We start from the raw sequence: 23,264 nt of genomic DNA, 5'->3' as shown, positions 1-23,264 counted from the left end.
AATATGAATTATCCGCGAAGGGATGGGTCCCTTTTGGAGAGCAAGGAAGCCAGGATCAGGGCAACCACCTGCAACGCGCCAACGCAGAGCACGACGCTGGCCCAGCCGTAGTGCATGAAGGGGATGCCGATGAGCCAGCCAAGCAGTGATGAGCCCACGTAGTAGAACAAGTTGTACAGGCTGGAGGCCTGCGCCCTGGCTCCGGTGGCCAGCACCGGCACCCACCCGCTGGCGACCGCGTGGGCCGCGAAGAAGCCAGCGGTGAAGATCAGCAACCCGCTGATGATCACGACCAGGTTCCCGGCCAGGGTCAGCAGCAAGCCCAGGGCGCTGGTGAGAATGCTGATGCGCAGGGTATTTCGCCGTCCAGCCTTGGCGACGAGTTTGCTGCTGGCCACCGAGGTGTAGGTTCCAGAAAGGTAGGCCAAGAAGACCAGTGCCGCCCACGAAGCCGGAATCAGGTAGGGCGGTGCTTCCAGCCGGAAAGCCAGGTAGTTGTAGACGGCCACGAATCCGCCCATGAGCAAGAATCCCTGGGCATAGACCAGTGCCATTTTGCCATGCAATGCATGTGCGAACTTCTTGGCGATGCTGCGCAGGTTCTGGCCGTGGATGGGGTCGAAGCCCTGGGCGCTGGGCGCCTTGAACAGGAAGAAGAGCGTCGCCAGGCCAGCCATGATGCTCACTGCCGCGACCCCCCAGCGCCAGCCGGCCGGGTCTGCGACAAAGCTGGCGACCAAGCGTCCGGCCAGCCCGCCAAGGGTGGTGCCGGAGATATAGGTGCCGCTGGCCACGGCAACGGCTCGCGGATTGACCTCGTCAACGAGGAAGGCCAGTGCAGAGCCGGGAACACCTGCCAAGGCAATTCCCTCGAAGAACCGGATCGCCACCAGGAACTCGAAGCTTGGCGACAGGCAGCTGAGCAGTCCCAGGGCAACCGAAGAGATCAGGGCGATGCTGATGACCTTGCGGCGCCCGACGCGGTCGGAAATGATGGCCCATGGAGTCACGGCCAATGCCAGCCCCAGGGTCGCTGATGAAACGGCAAGTGCCGTGTGCGAAGAGGTGATGTGGAAATAGCCGGCGATGACCGGCAGCAGCCCCTGCACCGCATAGAGCTGGGAGAACGTGGCGACGCCGCCGGCAAAAAGCGCCAGCAGCATGCCCCGATAGGCGGGGGTGTTCGGTTCGAGTCCGGTAAATGCCACTGCTTAGGCTCCCACAGGAAGCAGCGGGTAGATCAGGTACACCACCAGCAGCGCTACGGCATTGTTAATGACATGCAGCATGTAGGAGTAGGCCAGCGACTTGCCGCTGAGGATGTAGGCAACACCCATCATGACGCCCAGCATGAAGTACGGCACGACCTCCAGCCACGAGCCGATGCCCGCGCCAATGAAGTGGATGCTGGCGAACAGCACCGTGGAGATCAGTGCGCAAAGCCAGACGTTGAGCTTGCGTGAAAGCTTGCCGATGAGCAGATGGCGGAACAGGTATTCCTCGACGAATGGGCCGAAGAGCGCAGTGACCACCAGCATGACCGGCAGCGGCACCGTTCCGGCCATGGATTCCAGGGCCGCCTGGTTCTCGCTGGTGGCCGCTTGGCCCGTCAAGGCGGCGATGATTCCGTTGGCCATGATGGTCAGGAACCAGCCACCGGGCAGCATCAGCCATTTGGCCCAGGGGTGGTAGCGCATGGTCTTGAACGACTCGAAGAACTGCGGACCGCACTGGATCATCGCGAGAATGAAGAAGGTGACATACAGGATCAGGTTGATCCCGAACAGCGCCTGTTCCTGGGTGGTGAAGGCGCCCATGTAGCCAGGGATCAAGCCGATGAGGCCTGCTGCGCCCCCGACAAAGAAGACGAGGTAGGCAAGAACTGTCCAGAAGTCGCCCTTGGTGAATTGCCCGGCGTTGAAGACGCGTTGCTTGGGCCGCGGAGCCGAATAGGGGTTCATGTACTCTGGCCGTTGTTGCATATGACAAGCCTAATCGCCTTCCATGTGGATTTCCCAAGTTCATCGTTCCACGTGAAAGGACGAACCCAGTCCAGCCGACGTCGAAGTCTGCTGGACTGGGTTCAGCGAGCTGCGGTAACCGCGAGCTCCCATCATCTGCTAGTTCTTGTCGAAACCTTCGCGACCCTTGTCCACGAAGGCCGGGAAGAGCACCTTGTAGCTGACACCGGCAATGGCCGCACCGATAAACGGTGCCAGGATAAACAGCCATACCTGGCCCAAGGCTTCCGGGCCGGCGAACCATGCGACGCCCAGGGAACGTGCCGGGTTGACCGAGGTATTGGTGATGGGAATGGACACCAGGTGGATCAGGGTCAATGACAGGCCGATAGCGATCGGCGCGAAACCCTGCGGCGCGCGCTTGTCGGTGGAGCCGAGGATCACGTACAGGAAGATCGCAGTCAAAACGATCTCTGCGACCAGTGCCGCAACCAGCGAATAGCCATCTGGCGATCGCTCCCCATAGCCATTGGAAGCGAAACCGGATTCGACTGCGTTGAATCCGTCCTTGCCCGAAGCGATCCAGAACAGCACGGCACCCGCCACCGAAGCAGCGACGATCTGCGTGACGATGTACGGGAGGACATCCTTCCACGGGGTGCGCCCGGCAAAGGCCGTGCCCAGGGTGACGGCAGGGTTGAAATGGCCGCCGGAGATATGCCCTACTGCGTACGCCATGATCAGCACAGTGAAACCGAAAGCCAGAGCTACGCCCAGGAATCCGATGCCCATGTTCACGGTTTCATCTGCGATGACCTTGGCTGCGAAGATCGCTGAACCACAGCCACCGAAGACCAGCACGAATGTGCCCAAGAATTCTGCCGATAGTTTTGCGCCAACAGTTGGCACAGCTGCATCTGACATGCTTTTTCCTTATCCTCGATGAATTATGCGAGTTCAAGGCCAGCTTATGTCCTGCCGATGGGGCTGCGGTAGGCCTGCGGCTACTTAATAGATCTCGTTCGTCTTATTTTTCTTCTGGGTTCATGCTTCTGATCTGCCGCGCCGCAGTTGCGGAGTTTCTAGATCGTGGTTCGGGGCTGCCGTTCGAAAATTGAAGCGGCCGCAATGCCGACAACGACACCGAGAAGATTTCCCATAGCGCAGTCCCACACCATCTGGGATCCGCTCTTCGGATTAGCCAGCTGAAGCATCAGGATAATCAGCGGCGTGAAAAAGCTGAGGGCAAGGCCGTAGTTCCGGACCATATAGGCCTCGGTTGGGAACATCAGCAAGATGATGCAGCAGCCGATCATCAGTTCGCCGGGAGTCAGGGCCGTGATCCCAAACAACACGCCTATACCGGCCAGGGTTCCCCCGATGCGGTGAGCCCCACGTCGCAACCGTCCCCGGGCATTGCCGACGGCAAGCGGAACGGCCGCCCCGGCCATGGTCCATTGGAGATGCTCGACCTGCAGAGTAATCCCGACAGCTCCAGCTAGGAAGACAACTATCAGGTAGGTGCATGCCCTGCGCAGGATGCGGGGCCATGGAAGCGCGAGGCCTTCCGAGCCGCACTCTTCCACTCGTCCGAAGCGTGCGGCTTGGCCGAGCAGGATGCTGAACAGAGCGGTGGCGACGAACGCGGCCAGGCCTTCAAGGGCGGGAAGCTCCCCCACCGGCAAAGTTCCCAACGCACCAAACGCAAAGAGCGGAAAGAAGGCACCGCCGGGCTTGAGCCCATATCGATCAGCGATCAATGAGCTGAAGGCCGCCCAGAACATTCCTCCGGCAAGCAGCGTCCACCCGCGCATACCCAAGGGGGCCATGGCGATCCCGCAAATTCCCGCACACAGCATCAGTGCAGCTCCGAGCACCTGGTCCTTCAGTCGCTGCGAGCGATGCGGATTTCGGCCGTACATCCCGACAATGGAGCCGAAAACAGCGTAGGCAAGGAGGTCCGTTCTGCCAATCAGCAGCAGTGCAATCCCCGGAAGTCCCAATCCGAGGCCTACGCGCAGGGCCGGGCGGATCTCTGGGCTGTGCGAAATGGCGAAGAGCTGCCAATTCACGAGCGAACCGCGCGTGAATTTGAACTTACCAACGGCTGTGGAGACCGGAGCTGCTCTGCCTGCCGTCATCATGGAATCCCGAGTCGTCCTGGCAATTATCTGATTGCTTGCATCCCTCGGGTCCCATGGTGCCTCAAGATGGTCAGGTTCCACTGTTCTCTCCGCTCCCAGTTGCACGGCCCAATTCCTAAGCGACTTGGGGTCTGGTTCTAGGTTCAGGGATTACCATTGATCAGATCCAATAATTAGATCCGATGATTCAGTAAGTGCTACTTATGATTCCTGCTGAGATGCATATCGACCGCAGGGAATGTGCTAGAAATTATCTTTTCGAGCGCCTGCGACATCAGGGTTAATGGACTGCTGTCTTCCATTACAAGAGAAATTTGCGAGGCAACTTGCGGATCATCCAGCCTGTAAAGCTCAATACCAGGCAGAGCTCCCAAGGGTGGCAACCACTGGCGCGGAACTATGCTGGCCCAGTTCCCGGTGGACACATGCGCGAGCAACGTGACTATCGAGTCGCATTCGATTCGCGGCGAGACTACCAGATCGTGCCGTCTGAGCGTCTGGTCGAGGACCTGGCGCCCTCGAAGAGATGAGTCGAGGAGGCATAAGGGCAACTCCAACGCCGTCGCCCAAGCCGTCGTTGCGCCCTCGGGGAGCATCCCCGGCGCAGTGAGCAGCACATGTTCCTCGGCATAGAGCGGATAGACCAGCAGTCCAGCTAGGTCCTGCGGCTCCGCGTAGATAAGGCCCGCGTCAAGCTCGTAGTTCCTGATCTGACGGACGATGTCCGCCGAATGGAGACTCGCCTGGACGTTGATGCCCACTTGCGGATGCGCACGGGCAAACTTGTCGGTGAGGGTTGCAACAGTTGAAGAGGCAGCAGGAACCGTTCCCAATCGGAGTGTTCCATTCAGGCCATTCTCGTAATGGGAGATTTCCTGTCTCAGCGAGGCATGGTCTTTCAGGATTTTCCGAGCCCATTTGAGAACCGTCTCGCCTTCAACGGTCAGCCCTTGGAAGGCATGGCCCCGGCGGACCAATGGCGCGCCCAGTTCCTTTTCGAGTTTTCGAATGCCCTCTGATAATGCTGGCTGGGAGACCGCGCATTCTTCAGCTGCCCGGGCAAAATGTCCCTCATTGGCCAGTACCACCAGATATTCCAACTGTCTAAGCATCATGTTCATATTGCATCATTTCCTGCAGGAACAAGTGCTATCGATGGCCTGGGGGCGTGCCGCAGCGGTTCGATCAGAAGCAGGCCTGGCAATGCAAAAAGACCCCGGCACCGGCAGTGAAAATCTGCCAGATGCCGGGGTCTTCGCGACTCAAGGTCCTACTCGGTTTCTTCCTTTGCTTCCGGTGCCATGTCACTGGCCACCGTGGCTCCGGCCGCTACCGCGGGCACCGCAGCCGTATCCGGATTCGCATCCACATCCTCGGCCGGGCCGGCGAACTGCGACTGGTACAGCCGGTAGTAGGCGCCCTGGGTCCCCAGCAGGTGCTCGTGGTTGCCCTGCTCCACGATCCGGCCGGACTCCATCACCAAGATGGTGTCCGCGTCGCGGATCGTGGACAGCCGGTGGGCAATCACGAAGCTGGTGCGGTCGCTGCGCAGCGCGGCCATCGCCTGCTGCACCAGCAATTCGGTACGGGTATCCACCGAGCTGGTCGCCTCGTCCAGGATCAGCAGCGACGGGTTGGCCACGAACGCGCGGGCGATGGTGATCAGCTGCTTCTCGCCGGCCGACACGTTGGTGCCTTCCTCGTCGATGATGGTGTCGTAGCCATCGGGCAGCGCGCGCACGAAACGGTCCACGAAGGTCGCCTTCGCGGCCGCGATCACTTCCTCATCGGTGGCATCCAGCCGGCCGTAGCGGATGTTCTCCATGATGCTTCCGCCAAAGAGCCATGCGTCCTGCAGCACCATGCCCACCTTCGAGCGCAGGTCGGCGCGGGAAAGATCGGTGATATCGCGGTTATCAAGCATGATCTTCCCGGAATTCAGCTCGTAGAAGCGCATCACCAGGTTCACCAGCGTGGTCTTGCCCGCGCCGGTCGGCCCGACAATCGCCACCGTGTGCCCCGGATCCGCATCGAAGGACAGGTCCTCAATCAGCGGCTTGTCCGGCGAGTAGGAGAAGGACACATTCTTGAAGGAGACATGCCCGTCGGCGCGGGCAGGAAGGCTGTCCTGCGCGTCGTCCGGTTCCTGTTCCTCGGCGTCCAGCAGCTCGAAGGTGCGTTCAGCCGAAGCCACGCCGGACTGCAGCATGTTCGCCACGCCGGCAATCTGGCCCAGCGGCTGGGTGAACTCGCGGCTGTACTGGATGAACGCGGTCGCGTCGCCCAGGCTCATCGTGCCCGAAGCCACGCGCAGCCCGCCCACCACGGCGATGCCCACGTAGGCCAGGTAGGACACGAAGTTCATTACCGGCATGATCATGCCCGAGACGAACTGGGCGCCGAAGCTGGCCTTGTACAGTTCCTCGTTGCGCGCGGTGAAGCGGTCCACCATGTCCGCTTCGCGGCCGAAGACCTTCATCAGCTCGTGGCCGGAGAAGGATTCCTCGATCTGCCCGTTCAGCGCGCCGGTGTTCTTCCACTGCGCGGTGAACAGCTTCTGCGCCCGGGTGCCGATGATGCCCGCGGCAGCTGCCGACAGCGGCAGGGCCACCAGCGCGATCAGCGCCATCTGCCAGGAGACCACGAACATCATGATCACGATGCCGATAACGGTCATGGCCGAGGAGACCAGCTGGCTCAGCGCCTGCTGCAGCGCATTCTGGATGTTGTCCACGTCGTTGGTCACGCGCGAGAGCAGATCGCCGCGCTGGCGCGTGTCGAAGTAGTTCAGCGGCAGCTTGTTGATCTTGTCCTCGACGTCCTTGCGCAGGTTGTAGACCACGCGCATGACCAGCTTGTTCAGCAGCCAGCCCGAGGCCCACGAGAAGAGCGAGGCGACGAAGTACATGGAGAGCACGATCAGGATGTACTGCGAAAGCTGGGTGAAGTCGATGCCCTGCCCGGGGACGAAGTCCACCTTGGAGAGCATGTCGGCCTGGGTTCCCTGCCCGGAGTCGCGCAGCTGCTGGATCACCAGCTCCGCGGGCGTGCCGGCCGGGATGTTCTTGCCGATCAGCCCGGCGAAGATCACGTCCATGGCCTTGCCCAGGATCCGTGGTGCGATCACCGAGAGCACCACGTACACGGTGATCAGCGCGAACACCAGGACCATGCCCAGCTTGTACGGGGACATCAGCCCGACCAGGCGCTTGGCCGATGGCCAGAAATGCTCGGCCTTGCGCACCGGGGCGCCGCCGCTCCAGTCGTCGGCTCCCGCCGCGGCATCGAATTCATTGACGTCCGCAAGCTCGTTTTCGAGCTGCTCCGGATCGATATTCTTCTGCTTCTTCGCCATTTAGGCCACCTCCTCCACGCTCAGCTGGGATGCCACGATTTCCTGATAGGTTTCCGAGGTTTCGAGCAGTTGCTCGTGGGTACCCCGGGCCACGATTTCGCCATGGTCCAGGACCAGGATCTGGTCCGCACCGGTAATGGTCGATACGCGCTGGGCCACGATGATCACCGCGGCGTCCTTGGTCGGTTCGGCCAGGGCCGCACGCAGTCTGGCATCGGTGTTCACATCCAGTGCCGAGAAGGAATCATCGAACAGGTAGGTGTTCGGCTTCGCGGCCAGGGCCCGGGCAATGCACAGGCGCTGGCGCTGGCCGCCGGACACGTTGGTGCCGCCCTGGGAGATCTTCGAATCCAGCTGGCCTTCGCGTTCGGCTACGAAGCCGTCGGCCTGGGCCACCCTCAGCGCATCCCACAGGTCATCCTCGGTAGCGTCCTGGGCGCCGAAGCGTAGGTTGCTGGCGATGGTCCCGGAGAACAGGTAGGGGCGCTGCGGCACCGCGGAGATGTTCCGCGAAATGGTGTCGCGTCCCAGTTCCCTCAGCGGCACCCCGCCGATCAGGATCTCGCCTTCGGTGGCGTCGTAGAGCCGCGGGATCAGGTTCAGCAAGGTGGTCTTGCCCGCACCGGTGGAGCCGATGATAGCAGTGGTCTGCCCCGGCTTGGCGGTGAAGGAAATATCGTTGAGCACCGGCGCCTCGGCGCCGGGGTATCCGAAGCTGACGTTCTTGAATTCCACGGTGCCCGGGGTGGGCAGCGCGATTTGCCGTTCGGCGGCGTCGAGCATGCTCGGCTCGCTGTCGAGTACCTCGGAGATGCGGTCGGCCGAGACCATGGCACGGGGAATCATCATGGCCATGAAGGTACCCATCATGACCGCCATCAGGATCTGCAGCAGGTACTGCAGGAAGGCGGTCAGCGCGCCGACCTCCACCTGGTTGTTATCCACTCGGTGCCCGCCGAACCACAGCACGGCGGCGGTAGACAGGTGCAGGATCATGGTGATCGCCGGGAACATCAGCACGAACAGGTTGCCGACCTTGACACCGAGGTCGGTCAGCTTCTGGTTGGCATCGGCATAGCGCTGCGTCTCATGCTCTTCGCGCACGAATGCGCGCACCACGCGGATGCCGGTGATCTGCTCGCGGAGCACGCCGTTGATCCCGTCGATGCGGGTCTGCATATCGCGGAACAGCGGCATGAGCTTGATGACCAGCAGGCCCACGACTATGAGCACCAGCGGTACCGAAACCCAAACGAGCCAGGACAGGCCGGGATCTTCGCGGATCGCCATGATCACGCCGCCGATGGACATGATCGGCGCGGTGATCATGAAGTTCAACGCCATCAAGGTGAGCATCTGGATCTGCTGCACGTCGTTGGTGCCGCGGGTGATCAAGGTGGCGGCGCCGAATTTGTTGACGTCCTGTGCCGAGAAGGTCGAGACCTTCTCGAAGACCGACTGGCGGATGTCGCGGCCCACGCTCATGGAGGTCTTGGCCCCGAAATAGACGGCGGCCACCGCGGTGGCTACCTGGATGAGGGCCACCACCAGCATCAGTCCGCCGGTACGCCAGATGTAGTCGATATCGGCTTCGACCACGCCGACGTCGATGATCCTGGCGTTCAGGCTAGGGAGATAAAGAGTGGCCACGGTGGTGGCCAGCTGCAAAATGACTACGGCAATGATCCACCCCGTGTACGGCTTGGAGTGTTTCAAGATGAGCTTGAGAAGCATGTGGGAAATCCTCGCTGGCATCAAGCTCTCCGGCATGCTGGACCTTCGGATTAAGGGCAGCGTGATTGAAGAGCGATTGCCAGTCTAGCGCTCGCCTTGGACACTTTGAATCATCCTTGCGATTGATTTTTATCAATCACTGGCAGGCACCCGCATTCCCGCAGGATCCCGGGCATGGTGGCGTTAATCATAAACCGTGTACTTACCGGCAGGACAGGTGCCGGTTACTTGCCACCAGCTCCTCTTGCGGTGGACATCACCGTTCTGCCGAGTCCTGTGCCCCGCGGCCCAGGTAGGCCAGCGCGGCCACCACCTGGGTGCGGGTCGCGGTTTCCAATGTCGGGTTGATGGCCGGGGCGAAGAACGGCGAGTGGTTTGCCGGAATCTTCGAGGCGACAGTCCCTTCGGCGAGCGCTGCCTGGTAGGTCTTTGGATCGGCGCAGCCCACGGTCCAGTAGACGTACGGGATCCCAAAGGCATCGGGAATGGTGCTGAAGTCTTCCGAGGCGGTGGCCGGGTCAGCCTGGTAGACCTGCCCGTCGGCGAAATGCTCTTCAAAGGCCTTGGTGACCTTCTCGTTGGCCGCCGCGTCATTGCTGGTCAGCGGGAACTGGTCGTAGAACTCGAAGTCCGGTTCCTTGGGCGAGCCGGCCGCGGCGCATTCGCCGCGCACGATGCGTTCGATGGAGTCGATGACGTGCTGGCGCAGCTGGAGATCATAGGTGCGAATGTTCAGCAGCAGCTGGGCCCGGTCCGGGATGATGTTCGCGGCGCTACCGGCATTCAACGCGCCGACGGTCAATACTGCGAACTGCCCGGGCCGGGTTTCACGCGAAACAATGGTCTGCAGCTTGAGCACGATGGACGAGGCCAGGACTACCGGGTCCACCGAATTATGCGGCATCGAGCCGTGCGCACCGCGCCCGTAGACGGTGATGCGCAGGCTGTCGCCGGCGGAAAGGATCGGTCCCGCGGTGGTGCCGATCCTCCCCGCTTCGACGGGCATCACGTGCTGGGCCAGCGCCGCATCGGGCTTCGGTATCCTCTCCACCAGCCCGTCGGCCACCATGGCCTTGGCCCCTGCGGCGGTCTCCTCGGCTGGCTGGAACAACGCCAGATAGGTGCCGGACCAGCGCTCGCGGTTCCCGGCCAGGAACTTGGCCGCGCCCAGCAGGGTGGCCATGTGCATGTCATGGCCGCAGGCGTGCATGGCACCGGGGACCGTGGAGGAATATTCCAGCCCGGTGTCCTCGGCGACCGGCAGGGCATCCATGTCGGCCCGGGCCAGTACCACAGGCCCCTCGCCATTGCGCAGGATTCCGACGATTCCGGTACCGCCGATCAGGCAGGTTTCATAGCCCAGATCCTCAAGTTCCTCGCAGATTCGCGCCGAGGTCTCGTGCTCGGCCAGGCCCAGTTCCGGGTGCCGGTGGAAATGCTTATAGAGCTCCTCCTGCCAGGGCAGCTGCTGCGAGATCGAGGCGGTGATTTCCTGTGCAGTGCCCATCGGGTTCCTTCCATCGCGCCCAGCATCCGAGCCGCCAAGGCCCCGCTGGCTTATCCGCTGTCAATCTATCCCCTGGCGGCAGGACAGTCCAGATTCCGGCCGATTGCAACGGGAGCAATGGCCGGCTCAGGCCAAGGCCGCTAGCGGTCCTGCTCGGTGCAGATGCAGAAGCGGTTGCCCTGGTGGTCGCTGGCTATGGTGAAACCCGGAGCGCTGCGCTCATCGAGCACCGCACCTTGGCTTTCCAGCCGCGAAAGCACGGCAGCGCTTTCGGCGTGGGGAACCCACACATCCAGATGCAGCCGGGAGGGATGAGGCGTCGGGGTGCGCTGGAACCAGATGGCCGGCAATCTGCCCGCTGGATCGGCGAGGCTGCCGTCGGGCTGCTCGCGGTAGCCCAGGCCGGCGGCCCACTGTCCGGATATGGCTTGGGCGTCGTCGGTGTCGATGCCGATTTCCACCACCTTGATCAAATCCAGGCGCGCTTTGGCATGCAAGGCGGCGGCCCGCTGCGAGATTTCCGAGGCCAGCGCGAGGTCCCTTTCGGTGATGTCGCCACCGGCGTCGTGGGACACGGTCGAAACAAACAAGAGGTTGTAGCGCCAGTCCACATCAGGATGGTGGTTGGCCATCTGCGCTGCGCCAGCGATATCGCTGAACAATTCGATGGCCTCTGCCGAACTCTTGGTCTCGTACACCGCGCAGAGCTTGCCGGCCAGCTTGCGCCACTGCGGCAGAGTCTCCAGCCGGGAGGCCAATTCGGTGCTTTCAATGCGGTCGTTTACGGTCATGATCTCCTCCTCCTGGTGCAACTGTGGCACCACTTCCGGGCCGGCTCAAGCGGTCGGCCGCAATGCACAGGTTGGCAACAGCGCCAGCCGCTGCGAACTGGATGCCGCCTGTGAACCGGAACTCGGCTGGTCCTGGCGCAGGCGAATCGGCTTAGCCTCGATAGCAAGAGCGCAAGGAGGGCAGAATCCCATGCTGAATATCTTCCAGGCCAAGATCAGCGACTCGACGCTGGATGACATCACCTCGGAGGACAGCAATCGCAGACGCCGGCTGCTGAGCCTCGCCGCCCTGCTCGTGATTGCAGCCTTCGTACTGGCGGCTCTGCTCGGCGCATTCGACCAGAAGAAGAGCATTGAACAACAGGCCGACGGCTTCACGGTCCAGCTGCAGTTTCCCGCGGTGGTCCGTGCCGGCAATGAAATCCAGCTGAGGATTGGGATCAGCTCTGCCGACCCTTTGCCCGAGACCATCACGCTGGACCTGAGCGAGGACTATCTCGTGCTCTTCGAGGACTTCTCGGCCTTTCCCGAACCCGAGTCCGAGTCGAGCCGAGCTGACGGAACCATTGAATTCGAGGTGGCCCCGGCACCGGGGTCGCGGCAGATGGTTGCCACCCTCACGGGCCGGGCTTCGGACGAATGGTCGCCGAGCGCCAAGGGCGTGCTCGGAATTACGGTCAACGGCGAAAGCACCGACCTGAAGATCAGAACTTTGAGGATCCCCTGATGGAAATAGTCATCCGCGCAGCCACCGCCTTCATCATCCTGTGGCTGGTCACGCGCGCCGCCGGCAGATCGACCCTGGGCGAGCTCAGTTCCTTCGAGCTGGTGCTGTTCGTCGTCCTGGGCGACCTGGTTCAGCAGGGCATCACCATGGAGGACCGTTCGCTCACCGGCAGCCTGCTGGCAGTATTCACCATGGTGGTCTTGGCCGCTGCGCTGAACTTCGCCAATATGCGCTGGCCCAAGCTGGGCAAGCTGATGCAGGGCCGCCCGATTGTCCTGATCCGCGACGGGGTCCTGGACCGCAAGGCCCTGCACAACGAGCGCATTGGGCTGGACGAATTGAGCATGCTCGCCCGCCAGGCAGGCATCGAGAACTACAGCAGCATCCGGCTGGCGATCCTGGAAGCCAGCGGCAAGATTTCCTTCTTCACCCAGGAAGCCGAATCCCGCCCGTGACCACGGGTTGGCAATGGCAGAAGGGGCATCCCTGCACGGGATGCCCCTTCTGCGGTTCTCAGCCCACCGGTGCGCTACTGCTGATCGGGTGTTTCGCGCTGGTCCGGCAGGTTGGCGGTCCGCTCGGCGTCCAGCCCTTGCTCGTCATCCTGGTCGGGGTAGTCCAGCAGCGTATCGTCGACCGGACGCTGCCCGTCAATCGGTTCGGGTAGCAGCGTTTCGGGATTGAGCGCCAAGGGATCGCCGTCGTTTTCCTCCAGCACCCGGTCTGCTCCGCGCAATGGATCCTCGGCGTCCTGGGCTTGGGGTGCATCCGATGACCCAGCCGCCGGCTGGCTATCGCGCCCATCCAACGGCTCGTCCGTGTCCGAGTCCTTGCGCACGTCGTCGAATTCAGAATTATTCAGTGACATTCCAGCTCCTTCTCGTGTTTCCAATCGGAAATGATTTCCAAGGTGGTCTTCAGCTTCTGCCGATGCTGCTTGCGCATGAATTCCAAGGTAGTCCCTTCGAAATCCGGGTCGGCCGATGCGGTGGCGTCGGTGGCCACCGCCACCGGCAAGTTCGCAGCGAAGGCATCGGCCGCGGTGGCGGAGATGCACGTCTCGGAGGAAACCCCGGCGAGTACCAGCGAACTAGCGCGGTGCTGCAGCAGCAGGTCCTTGAGCTCCGTATCCCAGAACGCGCTGTCCCGGCGCTTAACCACTTCGATGGCCCCGTCCAGTTCCAACTCCGCCAGGTACGCGGCCTGCTCCGTTCCTTCGAACAGGTAGCCCTGGTCGTCTTCGAGCATCTTCAGCGTCCAGGTGGATTTGTCTTCCTTGTGCACGGTGCGCACGCTGATCACCGGGTACCCGCAGGCCCTCGCCGCTACGGCCAGCTGGTTGCAGCGGGCTGCCAGATCCTGGCGGGCCAGCGCCAGTGCCGGGTCCTCGAAGAATCCTTCTTGCAGGTCAATGAGCAGCAGCGCGGGATGGCTGAAGTCGCTTGTCGCGCTCATTGCTCAGCGTGTTCGGCGCAGTGCTGGCAGCAGTACGCCTCCTGGCCGTGGTGTACGGCGTGGCCCAGAATGGCGCAACCGCAGTGCGTGCATCTTTCGGCCATGGCGTGGATGGCGCATTCGAAACTGTCGAAGCGGCCCGAATGCCCGTTCCGGCTGAGCGTGAACACCGTTTCGCTCGCATTTCCGCAGATATCGCAGGTCTGCATGGTTTGCCTCCTGAACTCGGTTTGGCCATGGGACAGCTAGCGGTCCCCGTCGCCTTCGGAATACTGGTCTTCCGGGGAATCGTCGAGGTCCGGGTCGGCTCCTTGGACAGGAGGCAGGTGATTGCCGGGCTGCTCCAAGCCCTCTTCTGCCGGTTCCCCGGAATCGGCTGGCAGGTGCTCGTCGTCGGGTTGCCCCAGCGGCCAGAGATTCTCAACCAGGTCCTTGTCGGGATCCTTGAATCTGTCGGCAGCATGCGAAATGGCATCTTTGGCTTTGTCGATGAATCCCATGGTCATTCTCCTCACGTTGCGTTTCCCGGTGCTCTACCAACTACCAGCTATCGGCTGCACAAGTACATGATTAATCGGCTGTTGCCAGAGTCGAGGGGGCGCATCTGCAAGCTCGCTGGCAATGGTTGAAGACGTGCTTGCTGTGCTGGAGCGTGGAGGGTGTCCCACAAAAATACGCGAAAGGAGCACGATCATGGTTGCAGCCAAGGAACTAATGACCTCGCCTGCCAAATGCGTCAAGGAGCAGGACTCGATTCAAGTGGCCGCCCAGATGATGAAGGACTTGCAGGTCGGCATGCTGCCCATCTGCGGCAAGGATGACCGGTTGGCCGGCACGATCACCGACCGGGACATCGTCATCAACGCCGTGGCCGACGGTGTGGTCACTTCCAGCACCAAGGTCGCCGATTACGCCCAGGGCAAGCCGGTCACCATCGGAGCCGATGATTCGGTCGAAGAAGCCATCCGCACCATGCAGGAGCACCAGGTGCGCAGGCTTCCGGTCATCGACGGGCATTCGCTGGTCGGAATGCTCGCCCAGGCTGATATTGCCCGCTATTACGACCAGCAGAGCACCGGCAACCTGGTCGAAGGGATTTCCCAGGACTAGGATCTCCCAGCCCAGCCGGACCACAACGCAGAGCGTCCGGGAAAACCATGGTTTTCCCGGACGCTCTGCCCTTGTTCTGCTGCGATTCTCCTGGAGGGAGCGCCGTCACCGTCCGTTGGCGTCGGTGCCGGCGCGTGGATCATCCAGGGAGCTCGGTCCGCGAATGATGCGGTACAGGCCGTAGATGAAGACCAATGCGCCCCAGCCGGCCACGATCCATAGCGGCCCCGAGGTGCTGTCCGGCGCTGCGAGCAGCGCATAGATGGCGAATCCTACTGCCACCAGTCCGCCCACAATCGCCAGCCATAGACCAGGCCGACGCCTGCGGGTGCTGTCCACTGGTTTGCCAGTCATGGCTTTTCCCTTCGCTGGAGGGAAAGTTCAGCCCGCGTCATAGCGTTCTTCCCTTTCCTCGGATTCATCTTCGGTGTTCTCGTTGATGCTGCCGCGGCGAACCACGCGCTCGTCCCTGGCTGGGCATCCTCATCCGGTTGGGTGGTGCGAGCCGGATTTTCAGGCTTCTCGCGTTCACTCATTGCTTCTCCTTCCATGGCGGTCTGCTACGAATTACGCAGGGCTTCGATGAGTTCGGCCTTGCGCATTTTCGAACGGCCATTAATCCCGATTTCCTTGGCCCGGTCCTGCAGTTCCCGGACCGTCCAGTCCTCGTAGTCCCCGGCCTTGCCTCCGCGCTGGCCCACTGCTGACCGGCCATCGCGGGCGGCGGCGTTGGCGATGCGCGCCGACTTCTGCTTGGAGTTCCCCTCCTCGCGCAGCTCCTCGTAGAGTTCTTCATCCTTGATCCGGCTCTTGCCTGCCATGGGTTTCCTCCCTCGTACGCTTCGCCAGCTGGCTCCTTGCAGTGCCAGCACTGTGCGTTCCACGCTAGCCACTTCACTGATCAGGGGACAGTGCCCCTGCCGGACTTTGCGCTGAATCCCAGACTTCAGCGGTAGCACAATTCATGCAGCGGGGTGCGAAACTGGATCTTCGCAGAAAAAAGTCTGGCTGTTGCCGCCGAAGGTGGAGGTGATCCTCGCGCAGCGGAAGGCCCGGAGCAAACTGGAATTGAACCCGGACGCCGCTGAGCGCACCGCGCCGGCGTCCTGCCGCAACAGCAGGAGGAGATCCCATGCCCGAGAAGAATCCCCAGGACCGCACTGAGCCGCTCGGTACCGGAAGCGAAGGCCGCGCCGGCAAGGAAAAGATCAGCCCGCCCGAACAGCGCCAGGAGGAACCCGGCCTGGACCGGGACCTGAAGCCCAAGGCGGATCATGGCGAGCGCAGCTACAAGGGCCGGGACCGGCTGGCCGGAAAACGCGCCCTGGTCACCGGCGGCGACTCCGGCATTGGCGCGGCGGTGGCTATCGCCTTTGCCCGCGAGGGAGCCAAGGTCGCCTTGGCCTATCTGCCCGCCGAACAGCCTGATGCCGACGCCATCGCCGGGGTCCTGGAAGATGCGGGAGTCGAAGTCCACCTGCTGCCCGGGGACCTGCGGGACCGCAATTACCGCGATTCATTGATCGATGAGGCGGTGACCGCGCTGGATGGCTTGGACATCCTGGTGAACAACGCCGGCAAGCAGATCAGCGTCGAGTCCCTGGAAGAGCTGAGCGACGAGCAGGTCGAAGCCACCTTCGATGTGAACATCTTCGCGATGTTCGCCTTGAGCCGCGCAGCCCTGCAGGTGCTTCCCGAAGGCGGCTCCATCATCAACACCACCTCCATCCAGGCCTTCGATCCCTCGGATCACCTGATGGACTATGCCGCCACCAAGGGCGCGATCAGCAACTTCACCAAGTCGCTGGCGTCCCAAGCAGCGAAGAAGGGCATCAGGGTTAATGCCGTGGCGCCCGGCCCCATCTGGACTCCATTGCAGCCTTCGGATGGCCAGCCGATCGAGGCGCTGCCTGAGTTCGGCCACGATACCTGGCTTGGCCGGGCCGGCCAGCCGGTGGAAGTGGCCCCGGCCTATGTGTTCCTGGCCAGCGATGAGGCTTCCTACGTGGTCGGTTCCACGGTGCACGTGAACGGCGGCAAGAACCAGCCGTAGGACGGTGAACCGGTCCCCGGGCGATTGGGCCCGGGGATCATTCCACGTCATCCTTGCTGATGGTGAATTCCATATTCCTCCGCTCGTATTCGCGCTGGCTGAAGGTGGCGCGCTGGACTTCCTTGACTTCGTCAAAGCTGGAGCCGATGGCCCCGCCCATGGTTCCCAGCGAGGATGCCAGCCAGGCAAGGTTGATGTATTCGGCCAGCGTGACATCATGGCGCAGCTGGTAGGCGAGATATTCCTGGTCAATGACAATCAGCGAGCCTGCCAGCAAGGCAAGGAACAAGAGCAGGTACATGACCGTCGCGGCAAACCCGACCGTCAGCACGGTGGCCGCGTTGTAGACGACCATCCGCTCGCGGCGGCGGTTGCCCTTGGGCCTCTCCCACAACCGGTTGTGCAGCAGCAGCCAGAGCGTGAGGATCAGGATGCTTGAGACCGTGATCAGCGAAAGCCGCCCGGCAGGCAGGTAGTCGGCCATGGCCCAGATGCTCGTGTAGAACACGCCGAAGGCACCGGTGGCCACCGCACCTGCCATCGCGGAGGAAAGCCGCGGCACCAGTTTCCACGGCTGGTTGCTGCGCACCATCCCGGCAATCAGCAGCAACCGCCCGCGCAAACCTTCGATGCTCGAGATGCGGTTCTGCTCGTTTTGCCCGTCCTGCCGGCTGGCGTGCACGCTCATCGCCCGTCCCAGCGGGGTCGGAGGCGGAGCCGGCTGCTTGCCGGTAGCCAATTCCCTGACCAGTTCGGCCAGTTCCCGTGCCACGGTGCGCGGCCGGGCCAACCCGAGGCTGGGCATGGAAAGCACGGCCGAGGCATCCTCGACGGAAATCACCGAACGCACGGGCCGGTTCTGCACATAGTGCGGGGCATCGGTGAGGTAGATGATGAAGTCCCAGCCATGCTTTTCCCGCAGCCTGGGCACCTTGTCGTTCAGCGCGACCCGTCCGCTCTCCCCCAAGGGCAGGGAAAAGGGAGCTACCTGCACGTCCCATTGCTGCTCGTGCTCCTGCAACTTCTCTATGACCCCTTCCAGCCGGGCAGCGATCCGATTGGCCATCGCGTCGGCTATGCCAGGGTCGGCAATTAATCCCACCGTGCGCTTCTCGGGCTCTTGCACGCTCATCAGCACCTCGCAGCTCTCAGGGCAGCAGTTTGGCCCGCTCCCACAGCACACACTAGGAAGTCGCGCCCGCGCCTGCAGTGCCGTTCAGCAACCTTGCAGGAATCAGCCCCGGCAGTGCACGCTTGATCCCCGGAATTCCGGGGATCCCCGACTCACAGGTAATGCCCATCAAACTTGCCTTGTTGCCTGCTGCCCGGTGTGGAATGGTCGGTGCCATCGCCCATCTGATGAAGAAAGGACCATCCATGGAATCCAACCAGCCAGACGAAGAGCAGCACCCGGGGATCGTTCCAACGCCCGATGAGCCCACGGAGGAAAAACAGAATTCTGTCGGGGACCACGAAGACGCGTTCGAGCAGCCAGCCGAGGAGCAAGACCCGGACCAGGTTGACACCGACCAGTTCAATACCGACTGATCCGCGTTTGTATTCCGCCGGCAACGATACGACTAGGAGATAACCTCTTGAAAGCATTGACATGGCAAGGCAAGCGAAAGATCGGTTTCAGCGATGTCCCGGATCCGGTGATTCAGGATCCCGGGGACATCATCATCAAGGTCACTTCCACCGCGATTTGCGGATCGGACCTGCATCTCTATGAGCTGCTGGGCCCCTACATGCATGCCGGCGACGTGCTGGGCCACGAAACCATGGGCATCGTCCAGGAAGTCGGCAGCGGCATAACCAAGCTGTCGGTAGGCGACCGGGTAGTCATCCCGTTCAACATCTCCTGCGGCCACTGCTGGATGTGCCAGCACGACCTGCAGTCGCAGTGCGAGACCACCCAGGTGCGCAAGCACGGCAAGGGCGCCCAATTCTTCGGATACTCCGAACTCTACGGACAGGTGCCCGGCGGCCAAGCCGAATACCTGCGCGTGCCCCATGCCGATTACGGTGCGGTGAAAGTTGGCGACCAGCTGCCCGACCACCGCTACCTTTTCCTCTCCGATATCCTGCCCACCGCGTGGCAGGGCGTGCACTATGCCAATGTCCCCGACGGCGGAACTCTCGCGGTCTACGGGCTCGGGCCGGTGGGCCAGCTCGCCGCGCGCATCGGCCGGCACCTGGGCTATGAGGTGCTGGGCATCGACCCGGTGGCAGAACGCCGCGCCATGGCTGAGCGCCACGGCATCCAGACCCTGGACTTCACCAAGGACACCGTGGGCGAATTGCGCGGGCGCACCGGTCGAGGCCCCGATGCCGTGCTCGATGCGGTGGGCATGGAAGCCCATGGTTCCCCGGTCTCCTCGATGTTCCAGCAAGCCACCGGGTTGCTGCCGGACAAGGCCGCGCAGCTGGCCATGGAGAACGTCTCCGCGGACCGCACCAGCGTGCTGGATTCGGCCATCGATGCCGTGCGCCGCGGCGGCACCCTGTCGATCAGCGGCGTCTATGCCGGGGCCGCCACCCCGATGCCGATGGTGAAGCTGTTCGACAAGCAGATCCAGATCCGACAGGGCCAATGCAATGTGCGCTCATGGACCCAGAAGCTGCTGCCGCTGGCCGAGGATGCAGCCGATCCGCTGGGCCTGGACGACTTGGTCACCCACGAGCAGCCGCTCTCGAACGGTCCGCAGATGTACGAGACCTTCCAGAAGAAGCAGGATGCGTGCATCAAGGTGGTGCTCAAGCCCTAGCGGCTAGGCGCTTTTCTTCCCGGAACCGGAGGCCTTCTTCTTGTGTGGCGAGGAGGAGGCCTCCTTTGCCGTTGCCTTCTTCGTGGCCGGCTTCTTGGCTGCCGTTTTCTTCGCAGGTTTCTTCGCTGCTGGCTTCTTCGCCGCCGCGGCCTTCCCATCCTTGGCTGCCTTGGCCGGGGCCTTGGCCTTGCGCCCGTCGATGCTGCGCTTGAGCGCCTCCATCAGATCGATGACCTCCCCGGACTCGCTGCTCTGGTCCGGGGAACCGAAGGTCGCCTCGGTATCCAGGTCCTCACCCTGCTCGATTTTCGCTTCGATCAGCGCCTGCAGCTGGACTTGGTAGTCATCCTGGAACTCGTGCGGCGTGAAATCACTGCTGTACTGGTCTACCAGGGAGGCAGACATCTTCAGTTCCTGCTCGCTGATCCGCGGTGATTTCTCCGGTGCCACTGCCTCGGCATCGCGCAGCTCGTCCGCCCACATGACCGCTTGCAGCACCATCACCTTGGATCGGACACGCAAGATGCCCAGCCGGGTCTTCTGGCGCAGGGCGAAGCGCACCACTGCCAGCTTCTCGGTGTCCTGAAGCGTTCGGCGCAACAGCTCGTAGGCCTTGGGCGATTTGGAGTCCGCCTGGAGATAGTAGCTCTTCTCCAGCATCAGGGGATCTACTTGGCTGGCCGGGACGAACTGGACCACCTCGATTTCGCGGCTCTTCTCCGCAGGCAACGCGTCCATGTCCTCATCGGTGAGCACAATGGTCCGTTCTCCGTCCTCATAGGCCTTGTCCAGATCCTTGTAGGCGATTTTCTTCCCGCACACTTCGCATCGGCGCTCGTAGCGGATCCGTCCGCCGTCCTTGTCATGGACCTGGTGCAGGTCGATGTCGTGGTCCTCGGTGGCGCCGTAGGCCTTGACCGGCACGTTCACCAGGCCGAAGGCAATTGATCCAGTCCAGATAGCTCGCATGGGCATAGTGAAGCATCTTTCCAGCCAGTGTGTCACTGCCCTAGTGATTCTGGCAGGCGGCGCTGAGGTTCGGCAGCGCGAAACGCAAAGCTTGCTTGGAACGCTGGATTCCCCGGCGCCGCTCGGGAAGATTGGTCCTCATAAGGCAAAGCAAAGGACAGCGCATGGCACGCAGGGAGCAAACCGTCACCGTCGCGGGGAACACGCTGAAGGTCAGCAATCTGGATAAGGTCCTGTACCCGCAGACCGGGACCACCAAGGGCGAAGTCATGGACTACTTCCAGCAGGTGGCCCCGGTGCTGATTCCGCATGCCGCGTGGCGCCCGGCCACCCGCAAGCGCTGGGTGGACGGCGTGGGGACCCCCGAAGAACCGGGCAAGGTGTTTTTCCGCAAGGATCTCGAGGACTCTGCCCCAGGCTGGATTCCCTCGGCCAAGCTGCAGCACAAGACCCACTCCAATATCTATCCGCTAGTCAACAACGAGGCGGTGCTGGCCTGGATGGCCCAGGTGGCTGCGCTGGAAATCCATGTTCCCCAGTGGCGCTTCGATTCCTCGCTGGAACCTGCCAATCCGGACCGGCTGGTGCTGGACCTGGATCCCGGTCCGGGCGCGGGCTTGGAGCAGTGCGCTGAAGTCGCCTTGATCTGCCGAGAGATTCTCGACGGCATGGACCTGCCCAGCTTTGCGGTGACCTCCGGTTCCAAGGGCATCCACCTCTATGCCGGACTGGATGGCAAATACACCTCGGAGCAAGTCAACGAGGTGGCCAAGGAATTGGCCTCCACCTTGCAGAAGGAGCATCCGCAACTGGTTCTCGCCAGCATGAAGCGCTCGCTGCGCGAGAACAAGGTGTTCGTGGACTGGAGCCAGAATAACGCCTCGAAGACTACCGTCTGTCCGTATTCGCTGCGCGGCCGGGCACGGCCCACTGTCGCGGCCCCGCGAACCTGGGAAGAAATCGAAGCGCCGGGTTTGGAGCAGCTGGACTTCCACGAGGTGCTGGACCGCATTGCTGATGGAATCGATCCGCTGGCGCAGCTGGCCTCGGGACAACAGCAGGACCCGGATCGTCTGGCGGTCTACCGCTCCAAGCGCGATGCGGCGCTGACACCTGAACCGGTGCCGGAGCAATCCGGGAATTCCCAGTCCGGTCAGCCGGGCGGAAAGGACGGCACCGGGCTGTCCTTTGTCATCCAGGAACATCATGCCCGCGCGCTGCATTGGGATTTCCGCCTGGAGCACGAGGGAGTGCTGGTCTCCTGGGCGGTGCCCAAGGGTCCACCCCTGGAACCCGGAATCCAGCGCTTGGCGGTCATGACCGAAGACCATCCGCTCTCCTACGCAAGCTTCGAAGGCAGCATCCCCAAGGGCCAATACGGTGCCGGGGAAGTATCAATCTGGGATTCGGGCAGTTGCACCATCGAGAAGTGGCGCGAAGGCAAAGAAGTCATCGCGGTGCTCACCGGCTCCCGCGAGGGCGGGCTGGGCGGAGTGGACCGGCGGTTCGTGCTGATCCAGGCCGCAGGGATGGGCGGCAAGGACAATTGGCTGCTGCAGCTGGCCAAGGAACAGCCGGCCGGAGCCGAGGCGGGAACGTCCGCTGATTCCGGTGGCGGAGAACCGGAGGCTGCTCGCGAGCCTAGCGCCAAGCAGGCCGTGGCTGATCTGTCGGGCCAAGCGTTGCGCCCCATGCTGGCCACTGCCGGCACTGCTCGGGAGATCTCCGGCGAGCGGGGTTGGAGCTTTGAAATGAAATGGGACGGCTACCGCGCGTTGGCAGTAGTCGATGGCGCCAAAACCAAGCTGATCAGCCGCAACGGCCACGACCTGACCGGAGACTTCCCGGAACTCGAAATCCTCGGTTCGCTGCTGCCGGAACGCTGTGTGGTGGACGGGGAAATCGTCGCCCTGGATTCTTCGGGCCGCCCTGACTTCTCGCTGCTCCAGCAACGGGTGGCCCACCAGCGGAAGAAACGCACGAAGCAGGCCTCGGCCATCAGGATCCAGTACCTGGTCTTCGACGTGCTGCAGCTGCCATATGACAAGGATGCAGGACTGGTGGATCTGACTGCTCTGACCTACGAACAACGCCGCCAACGGCTTGCGGGCCTGGATCTCGACCACCAGTACGTGCAGGTGCCACCGGCCCACACCGGGACCTTGGAGCAGGCCATCGAGACCAGCCGTGCGCTGGGCCTGGAGGGCGTGGTGGCCAAGGAACGCGACTCCGTCTACGAGCTGGGCCGGCGCAGCACCAGCTGGGTGAAGCTCAAGCACCAGCGGCACCAGGAAGCTGTGGTGATTGGCTGGCGGTCTGGACAGGGGTCGCGTAGCCGCAGCCTGGCATCGCTGCTGCTGGCCATTCCGGGAAATGGCGGCTTGGAATACGCCGGCCGGGTGGGCACCGGATTCAGCGACGCGCAACTGGCCGAAATCCGCGAGCGGCTTGAAAAGATCGAACGCAAGACTCCCCCGGCCAAGAACATCCCGGCAGCGCATCAAAGCGATGCGCACTGGGTGAGCCCGAAATACGTGGCAGAAGTCCGATACAGCGAACTGACCTCGGACCGCCTTCTGCGCCATCCGGTGTGGCGTGGCTGGCGCGATGAGAAGCAACCGGATGAGGTCCGCTGGGAACCGGCGGAGCCGACCGGGAACCAAACTCCAACTAACCGCTAACAGAGGAGC

At 62.5% G+C, this 23,264-nt stretch carries 23 protein-coding genes; 7 read left to right on the top strand and 16 right to left on the bottom strand.

Features of this window, described 5'->3' with window-relative positions; all coding sequences use genetic code 11:
* Positions 1 to 8: 8 nt before the first annotated feature.
* From ACIOTN_RS07395 to ACIOTN_RS07355, 9 genes are all read right to left on the bottom strand, one after another.
* Positions 9 to 1,208: an MFS transporter gene (locus tag ACIOTN_RS07395; RefSeq protein ID WP_332489052.1), complete on the bottom strand. Its 1,200-nt coding sequence runs from the start codon at positions 1,206 to 1,208 to the stop codon at positions 9 to 11.
* 3 nt (positions 1,209 to 1,211) lie between these two features.
* Positions 1,212 to 1,982 carry a lysostaphin resistance A-like protein gene (locus ACIOTN_RS07390; protein ID WP_402735057.1) on the bottom strand — a complete coding sequence of 257 codons (771 nt, stop codon included), beginning with the start codon at positions 1,980 to 1,982 and terminating at the stop codon, positions 1,212 to 1,214.
* Between the two features lie 138 nt (positions 1,983 to 2,120).
* Complete coding sequence (gene aqpZ / locus ACIOTN_RS07385) at positions 2,121 to 2,885, bottom strand: aquaporin Z (RefSeq protein WP_402735056.1); 765 nt, start codon at positions 2,883 to 2,885, stop codon at positions 2,121 to 2,123.
* A gap of 158 nt (positions 2,886 to 3,043) precedes the next feature.
* Positions 3,044 to 3,964: an FUSC family protein gene (locus ACIOTN_RS07380; RefSeq protein WP_402735055.1), complete on the bottom strand. Its 921-nt coding sequence runs from the start codon at positions 3,962 to 3,964 to the stop codon at positions 3,044 to 3,046.
* A 338-nt stretch (positions 3,965 to 4,302) separates the two neighbouring features.
* A complete protein-coding gene (locus tag ACIOTN_RS07375) occupies positions 4,303 to 5,226 on the bottom strand; it encodes a LysR family transcriptional regulator (protein ID WP_402735054.1) in 924 nt (307 codons plus the stop codon).
* A 149-nt stretch (positions 5,227 to 5,375) separates the two neighbouring features.
* Positions 5,376 to 7,460 carry an ABC transporter ATP-binding protein gene (locus tag ACIOTN_RS07370; protein WP_402735053.1) on the bottom strand — a complete coding sequence of 695 codons (2,085 nt, stop codon included), beginning with the start codon at positions 7,458 to 7,460 and terminating at the stop codon, positions 5,376 to 5,378.
* Positions 7,461 to 9,194 carry an ABC transporter ATP-binding protein gene (locus ACIOTN_RS07365; RefSeq protein ID WP_402735052.1) on the bottom strand — a complete coding sequence of 578 codons (1,734 nt, stop codon included), beginning with the start codon at positions 9,192 to 9,194 and terminating at the stop codon, positions 7,461 to 7,463.
* A 256-nt stretch (positions 9,195 to 9,450) separates the two neighbouring features.
* The gene (locus tag ACIOTN_RS07360) at positions 9,451 to 10,701 is read right to left on the bottom strand and encodes an amidohydrolase (RefSeq protein WP_402696768.1); all 1,251 of its coding nucleotides are present in this window, start codon (positions 10,699 to 10,701) and stop codon (positions 9,451 to 9,453) included.
* A gap of 140 nt (positions 10,702 to 10,841) precedes the next feature.
* Positions 10,842 to 11,492 carry a 4a-hydroxytetrahydrobiopterin dehydratase gene (locus ACIOTN_RS07355; RefSeq protein WP_402696767.1) on the bottom strand — a complete coding sequence of 217 codons (651 nt, stop codon included), beginning with the start codon at positions 11,490 to 11,492 and terminating at the stop codon, positions 10,842 to 10,844.
* 190 nt (positions 11,493 to 11,682) lie between these two features.
* On the opposite strand from ACIOTN_RS07355, the gene ACIOTN_RS07350 reads away from it, so the two are divergent.
* Together ACIOTN_RS07350 and ACIOTN_RS07345 are read left to right on the top strand one after the other, a co-directional pair.
* Complete coding sequence (locus ACIOTN_RS07350) at positions 11,683 to 12,219, top strand: hypothetical protein (protein ID WP_402735051.1); 537 nt, start codon at positions 11,683 to 11,685, stop codon at positions 12,217 to 12,219.
* Complete coding sequence (locus ACIOTN_RS07345) at positions 12,219 to 12,674, top strand: DUF421 domain-containing protein (protein WP_133834812.1); 456 nt, start codon at positions 12,219 to 12,221, stop codon at positions 12,672 to 12,674. The genes ACIOTN_RS07350 and ACIOTN_RS07345 overlap by 1 nt, the downstream gene beginning before the upstream one ends.
* Before the next feature lie 74 nt (positions 12,675 to 12,748).
* On the opposite strand, the gene ACIOTN_RS07340 is transcribed toward ACIOTN_RS07345, so the two are convergent.
* From ACIOTN_RS07340 to ACIOTN_RS07330, 3 genes are all read right to left on the bottom strand, one after another.
* Complete coding sequence (locus ACIOTN_RS07340) at positions 12,749 to 13,087, bottom strand: hypothetical protein (RefSeq protein ID WP_105656083.1); 339 nt, start codon at positions 13,085 to 13,087, stop codon at positions 12,749 to 12,751.
* Positions 13,078 to 13,674, bottom strand: a complete 597-nt coding sequence (locus ACIOTN_RS07335) for a cysteine hydrolase (protein WP_332727878.1) — start codon at positions 13,672 to 13,674, stop codon at positions 13,078 to 13,080. Before ACIOTN_RS07335 ends, ACIOTN_RS07340 begins: the two co-directional genes overlap by 10 nt.
* 245 nt (positions 13,675 to 13,919) lie before the next feature.
* A complete protein-coding gene (locus ACIOTN_RS07330; RefSeq protein WP_146112202.1) occupies positions 13,920 to 14,174 on the bottom strand; it encodes a hypothetical protein in 255 nt (84 codons plus the stop codon).
* A 193-nt stretch (positions 14,175 to 14,367) separates the two neighbouring features.
* On the opposite strand from ACIOTN_RS07330, the gene ACIOTN_RS07325 reads away from it, so the two are divergent.
* Positions 14,368 to 14,784, top strand: a complete 417-nt coding sequence (locus ACIOTN_RS07325; protein WP_105662078.1) for a CBS domain-containing protein — start codon at positions 14,368 to 14,370, stop codon at positions 14,782 to 14,784.
* 105 nt (positions 14,785 to 14,889) lie between these two features.
* On the opposite strand, the gene ACIOTN_RS07320 is transcribed toward ACIOTN_RS07325, so the two are convergent.
* The gene (locus ACIOTN_RS07320) at positions 14,890 to 15,138 is read right to left on the bottom strand and encodes a hypothetical protein (RefSeq protein ID WP_146112949.1); all 249 of its coding nucleotides are present in this window, start codon (positions 15,136 to 15,138) and stop codon (positions 14,890 to 14,892) included.
* A gap of 206 nt (positions 15,139 to 15,344) precedes the next feature.
* Complete coding sequence (locus ACIOTN_RS07315) at positions 15,345 to 15,605, bottom strand: Rho termination factor N-terminal domain-containing protein (protein WP_105662080.1); 261 nt, start codon at positions 15,603 to 15,605, stop codon at positions 15,345 to 15,347.
* A gap of 311 nt (positions 15,606 to 15,916) precedes the next feature.
* Between ACIOTN_RS07315 and ACIOTN_RS07310 the strand changes: the two genes are divergently transcribed.
* The gene (locus ACIOTN_RS07310) at positions 15,917 to 16,837 is read left to right on the top strand and encodes an SDR family oxidoreductase (RefSeq protein ID WP_105662081.1); all 921 of its coding nucleotides are present in this window, start codon (positions 15,917 to 15,919) and stop codon (positions 16,835 to 16,837) included.
* Positions 16,838 to 16,874: 37 nt separating this feature from the next.
* Here the strand turns inward: ACIOTN_RS07310 and ACIOTN_RS07305 are convergent, their stop codons facing one another.
* Entirely contained in the window at positions 16,875 to 17,969 is a 1,095-nt protein-coding gene (locus tag ACIOTN_RS07305; protein ID WP_146112950.1) for a hypothetical protein, read from the bottom strand.
* 245 nt (positions 17,970 to 18,214) lie between these two features.
* Here ACIOTN_RS07305 and ACIOTN_RS07300 point away from each other — a divergent pair, with 245 nt between their 5' ends.
* On the top strand, positions 18,215 to 18,385 hold the full coding sequence (locus ACIOTN_RS07300) for a hypothetical protein (RefSeq protein ID WP_181149052.1): 171 nt from the start codon (positions 18,215 to 18,217) through the stop codon (positions 18,383 to 18,385).
* Between the two features lie 47 nt (positions 18,386 to 18,432).
* The gene (locus ACIOTN_RS07295) at positions 18,433 to 19,605 is read left to right on the top strand and encodes an alcohol dehydrogenase catalytic domain-containing protein (RefSeq protein ID WP_105656074.1); all 1,173 of its coding nucleotides are present in this window, start codon (positions 18,433 to 18,435) and stop codon (positions 19,603 to 19,605) included.
* Between the two features lie 3 nt (positions 19,606 to 19,608).
* On the opposite strand, the gene ACIOTN_RS07290 is transcribed toward ACIOTN_RS07295, so the two are convergent.
* Complete coding sequence (locus ACIOTN_RS07290) at positions 19,609 to 20,580, bottom strand: Ku protein (RefSeq protein ID WP_402735050.1); 972 nt, start codon at positions 20,578 to 20,580, stop codon at positions 19,609 to 19,611.
* A 158-nt stretch (positions 20,581 to 20,738) separates the two neighbouring features.
* Here ACIOTN_RS07290 and ACIOTN_RS07285 point away from each other — a divergent pair, with 158 nt between their 5' ends.
* Positions 20,739 to 23,255: an ATP-dependent DNA ligase gene (locus ACIOTN_RS07285; RefSeq protein ID WP_105662084.1), complete on the top strand. Its 2,517-nt coding sequence runs from the start codon at positions 20,739 to 20,741 to the stop codon at positions 23,253 to 23,255.
* Positions 23,256 to 23,264 lie beyond the last annotated feature (9 nt).

It is taken from the genome of Glutamicibacter sp. NPDC087661, assembly GCF_044743275.1.
In the GTDB taxonomy this organism is placed as follows: Bacteria; Actinomycetota; Actinomycetes; order Actinomycetales; family Micrococcaceae; genus Glutamicibacter.
The sequence above is the reverse complement of the archived record's forward strand: the minus strand, read 5'-3'. Positions and strand labels throughout refer to the sequence as shown.

What these genes read in the sequence shown, in the direction of transcription:
- ACIOTN_RS07330 (WP_146112202.1), bottom strand. Translation starts at nt 14,174, where the DNA reads ATGGGATTCATCGACAAAGCCAAAGATGCCATTTCGCATGCTGCCGAC.
- ACIOTN_RS07390 (WP_402735057.1), bottom strand. Translation starts at nt 1,982, where the DNA reads ATGCAACAACGGCCAGAGTACATGAACCCCTATTCGGCTCCGCGGCCC.
- ACIOTN_RS07365 (WP_402735052.1), bottom strand. Translation starts at nt 9,194, where the DNA reads ATGCTTCTCAAGCTCATCTTGAAACACTCCAAGCCGTACACGGGGTGG.
- ACIOTN_RS07335 (WP_332727878.1), bottom strand. Translation starts at nt 13,674, where the DNA reads ATGAGCGCGACAAGCGACTTCAGCCATCCCGCGCTGCTGCTCATTGAC.
- ACIOTN_RS07360 (WP_402696768.1), bottom strand. Translation starts at nt 10,701, where the DNA reads ATGGGCACTGCACAGGAAATCACCGCCTCGATCTCGCAGCAGCTGCCC.
- ACIOTN_RS07370 (WP_402735053.1), bottom strand. Translation starts at nt 7,460, where the DNA reads ATGGCGAAGAAGCAGAAGAATATCGATCCGGAGCAGCTCGAAAACGAG.
- ACIOTN_RS07290 (WP_402735050.1), bottom strand. Translation starts at nt 20,580, where the DNA reads ATGCCCATGCGAGCTATCTGGACTGGATCAATTGCCTTCGGCCTGGTG.
- ACIOTN_RS07325 (WP_105662078.1), top strand. Translation starts at nt 14,368, where the DNA reads ATGGTTGCAGCCAAGGAACTAATGACCTCGCCTGCCAAATGCGTCAAG.
- ACIOTN_RS07285 (WP_105662084.1), top strand. Translation starts at nt 20,739, where the DNA reads ATGGCACGCAGGGAGCAAACCGTCACCGTCGCGGGGAACACGCTGAAG.
- ACIOTN_RS07375 (WP_402735054.1), bottom strand. Translation starts at nt 5,226, where the DNA reads ATGAACATGATGCTTAGACAGTTGGAATATCTGGTGGTACTGGCCAAT.
- ACIOTN_RS07300 (WP_181149052.1), top strand. Translation starts at nt 18,215, where the DNA reads ATGGAATCCAACCAGCCAGACGAAGAGCAGCACCCGGGGATCGTTCCA.
- ACIOTN_RS07350 (WP_402735051.1), top strand. Translation starts at nt 11,683, where the DNA reads ATGCTGAATATCTTCCAGGCCAAGATCAGCGACTCGACGCTGGATGAC.
- ACIOTN_RS07310 (WP_105662081.1), top strand. Translation starts at nt 15,917, where the DNA reads ATGCCCGAGAAGAATCCCCAGGACCGCACTGAGCCGCTCGGTACCGGA.
- ACIOTN_RS07355 (WP_402696767.1), bottom strand. Translation starts at nt 11,492, where the DNA reads ATGACCGTAAACGACCGCATTGAAAGCACCGAATTGGCCTCCCGGCTG.
- ACIOTN_RS07315 (WP_105662080.1), bottom strand. Translation starts at nt 15,605, where the DNA reads ATGGCAGGCAAGAGCCGGATCAAGGATGAAGAACTCTACGAGGAGCTG.
- ACIOTN_RS07305 (WP_146112950.1), bottom strand. Translation starts at nt 17,969, where the DNA reads ATGAGCGTGCAAGAGCCCGAGAAGCGCACGGTGGGATTAATTGCCGAC.
- ACIOTN_RS07320 (WP_146112949.1), bottom strand. Translation starts at nt 15,138, where the DNA reads ATGACTGGCAAACCAGTGGACAGCACCCGCAGGCGTCGGCCTGGTCTA.
- ACIOTN_RS07345 (WP_133834812.1), top strand. Translation starts at nt 12,219, where the DNA reads ATGGAAATAGTCATCCGCGCAGCCACCGCCTTCATCATCCTGTGGCTG.
- ACIOTN_RS07340 (WP_105656083.1), bottom strand. Translation starts at nt 13,087, where the DNA reads ATGTCACTGAATAATTCTGAATTCGACGACGTGCGCAAGGACTCGGAC.
- aqpZ (WP_402735056.1), bottom strand. Translation starts at nt 2,885, where the DNA reads ATGTCAGATGCAGCTGTGCCAACTGTTGGCGCAAAACTATCGGCAGAA.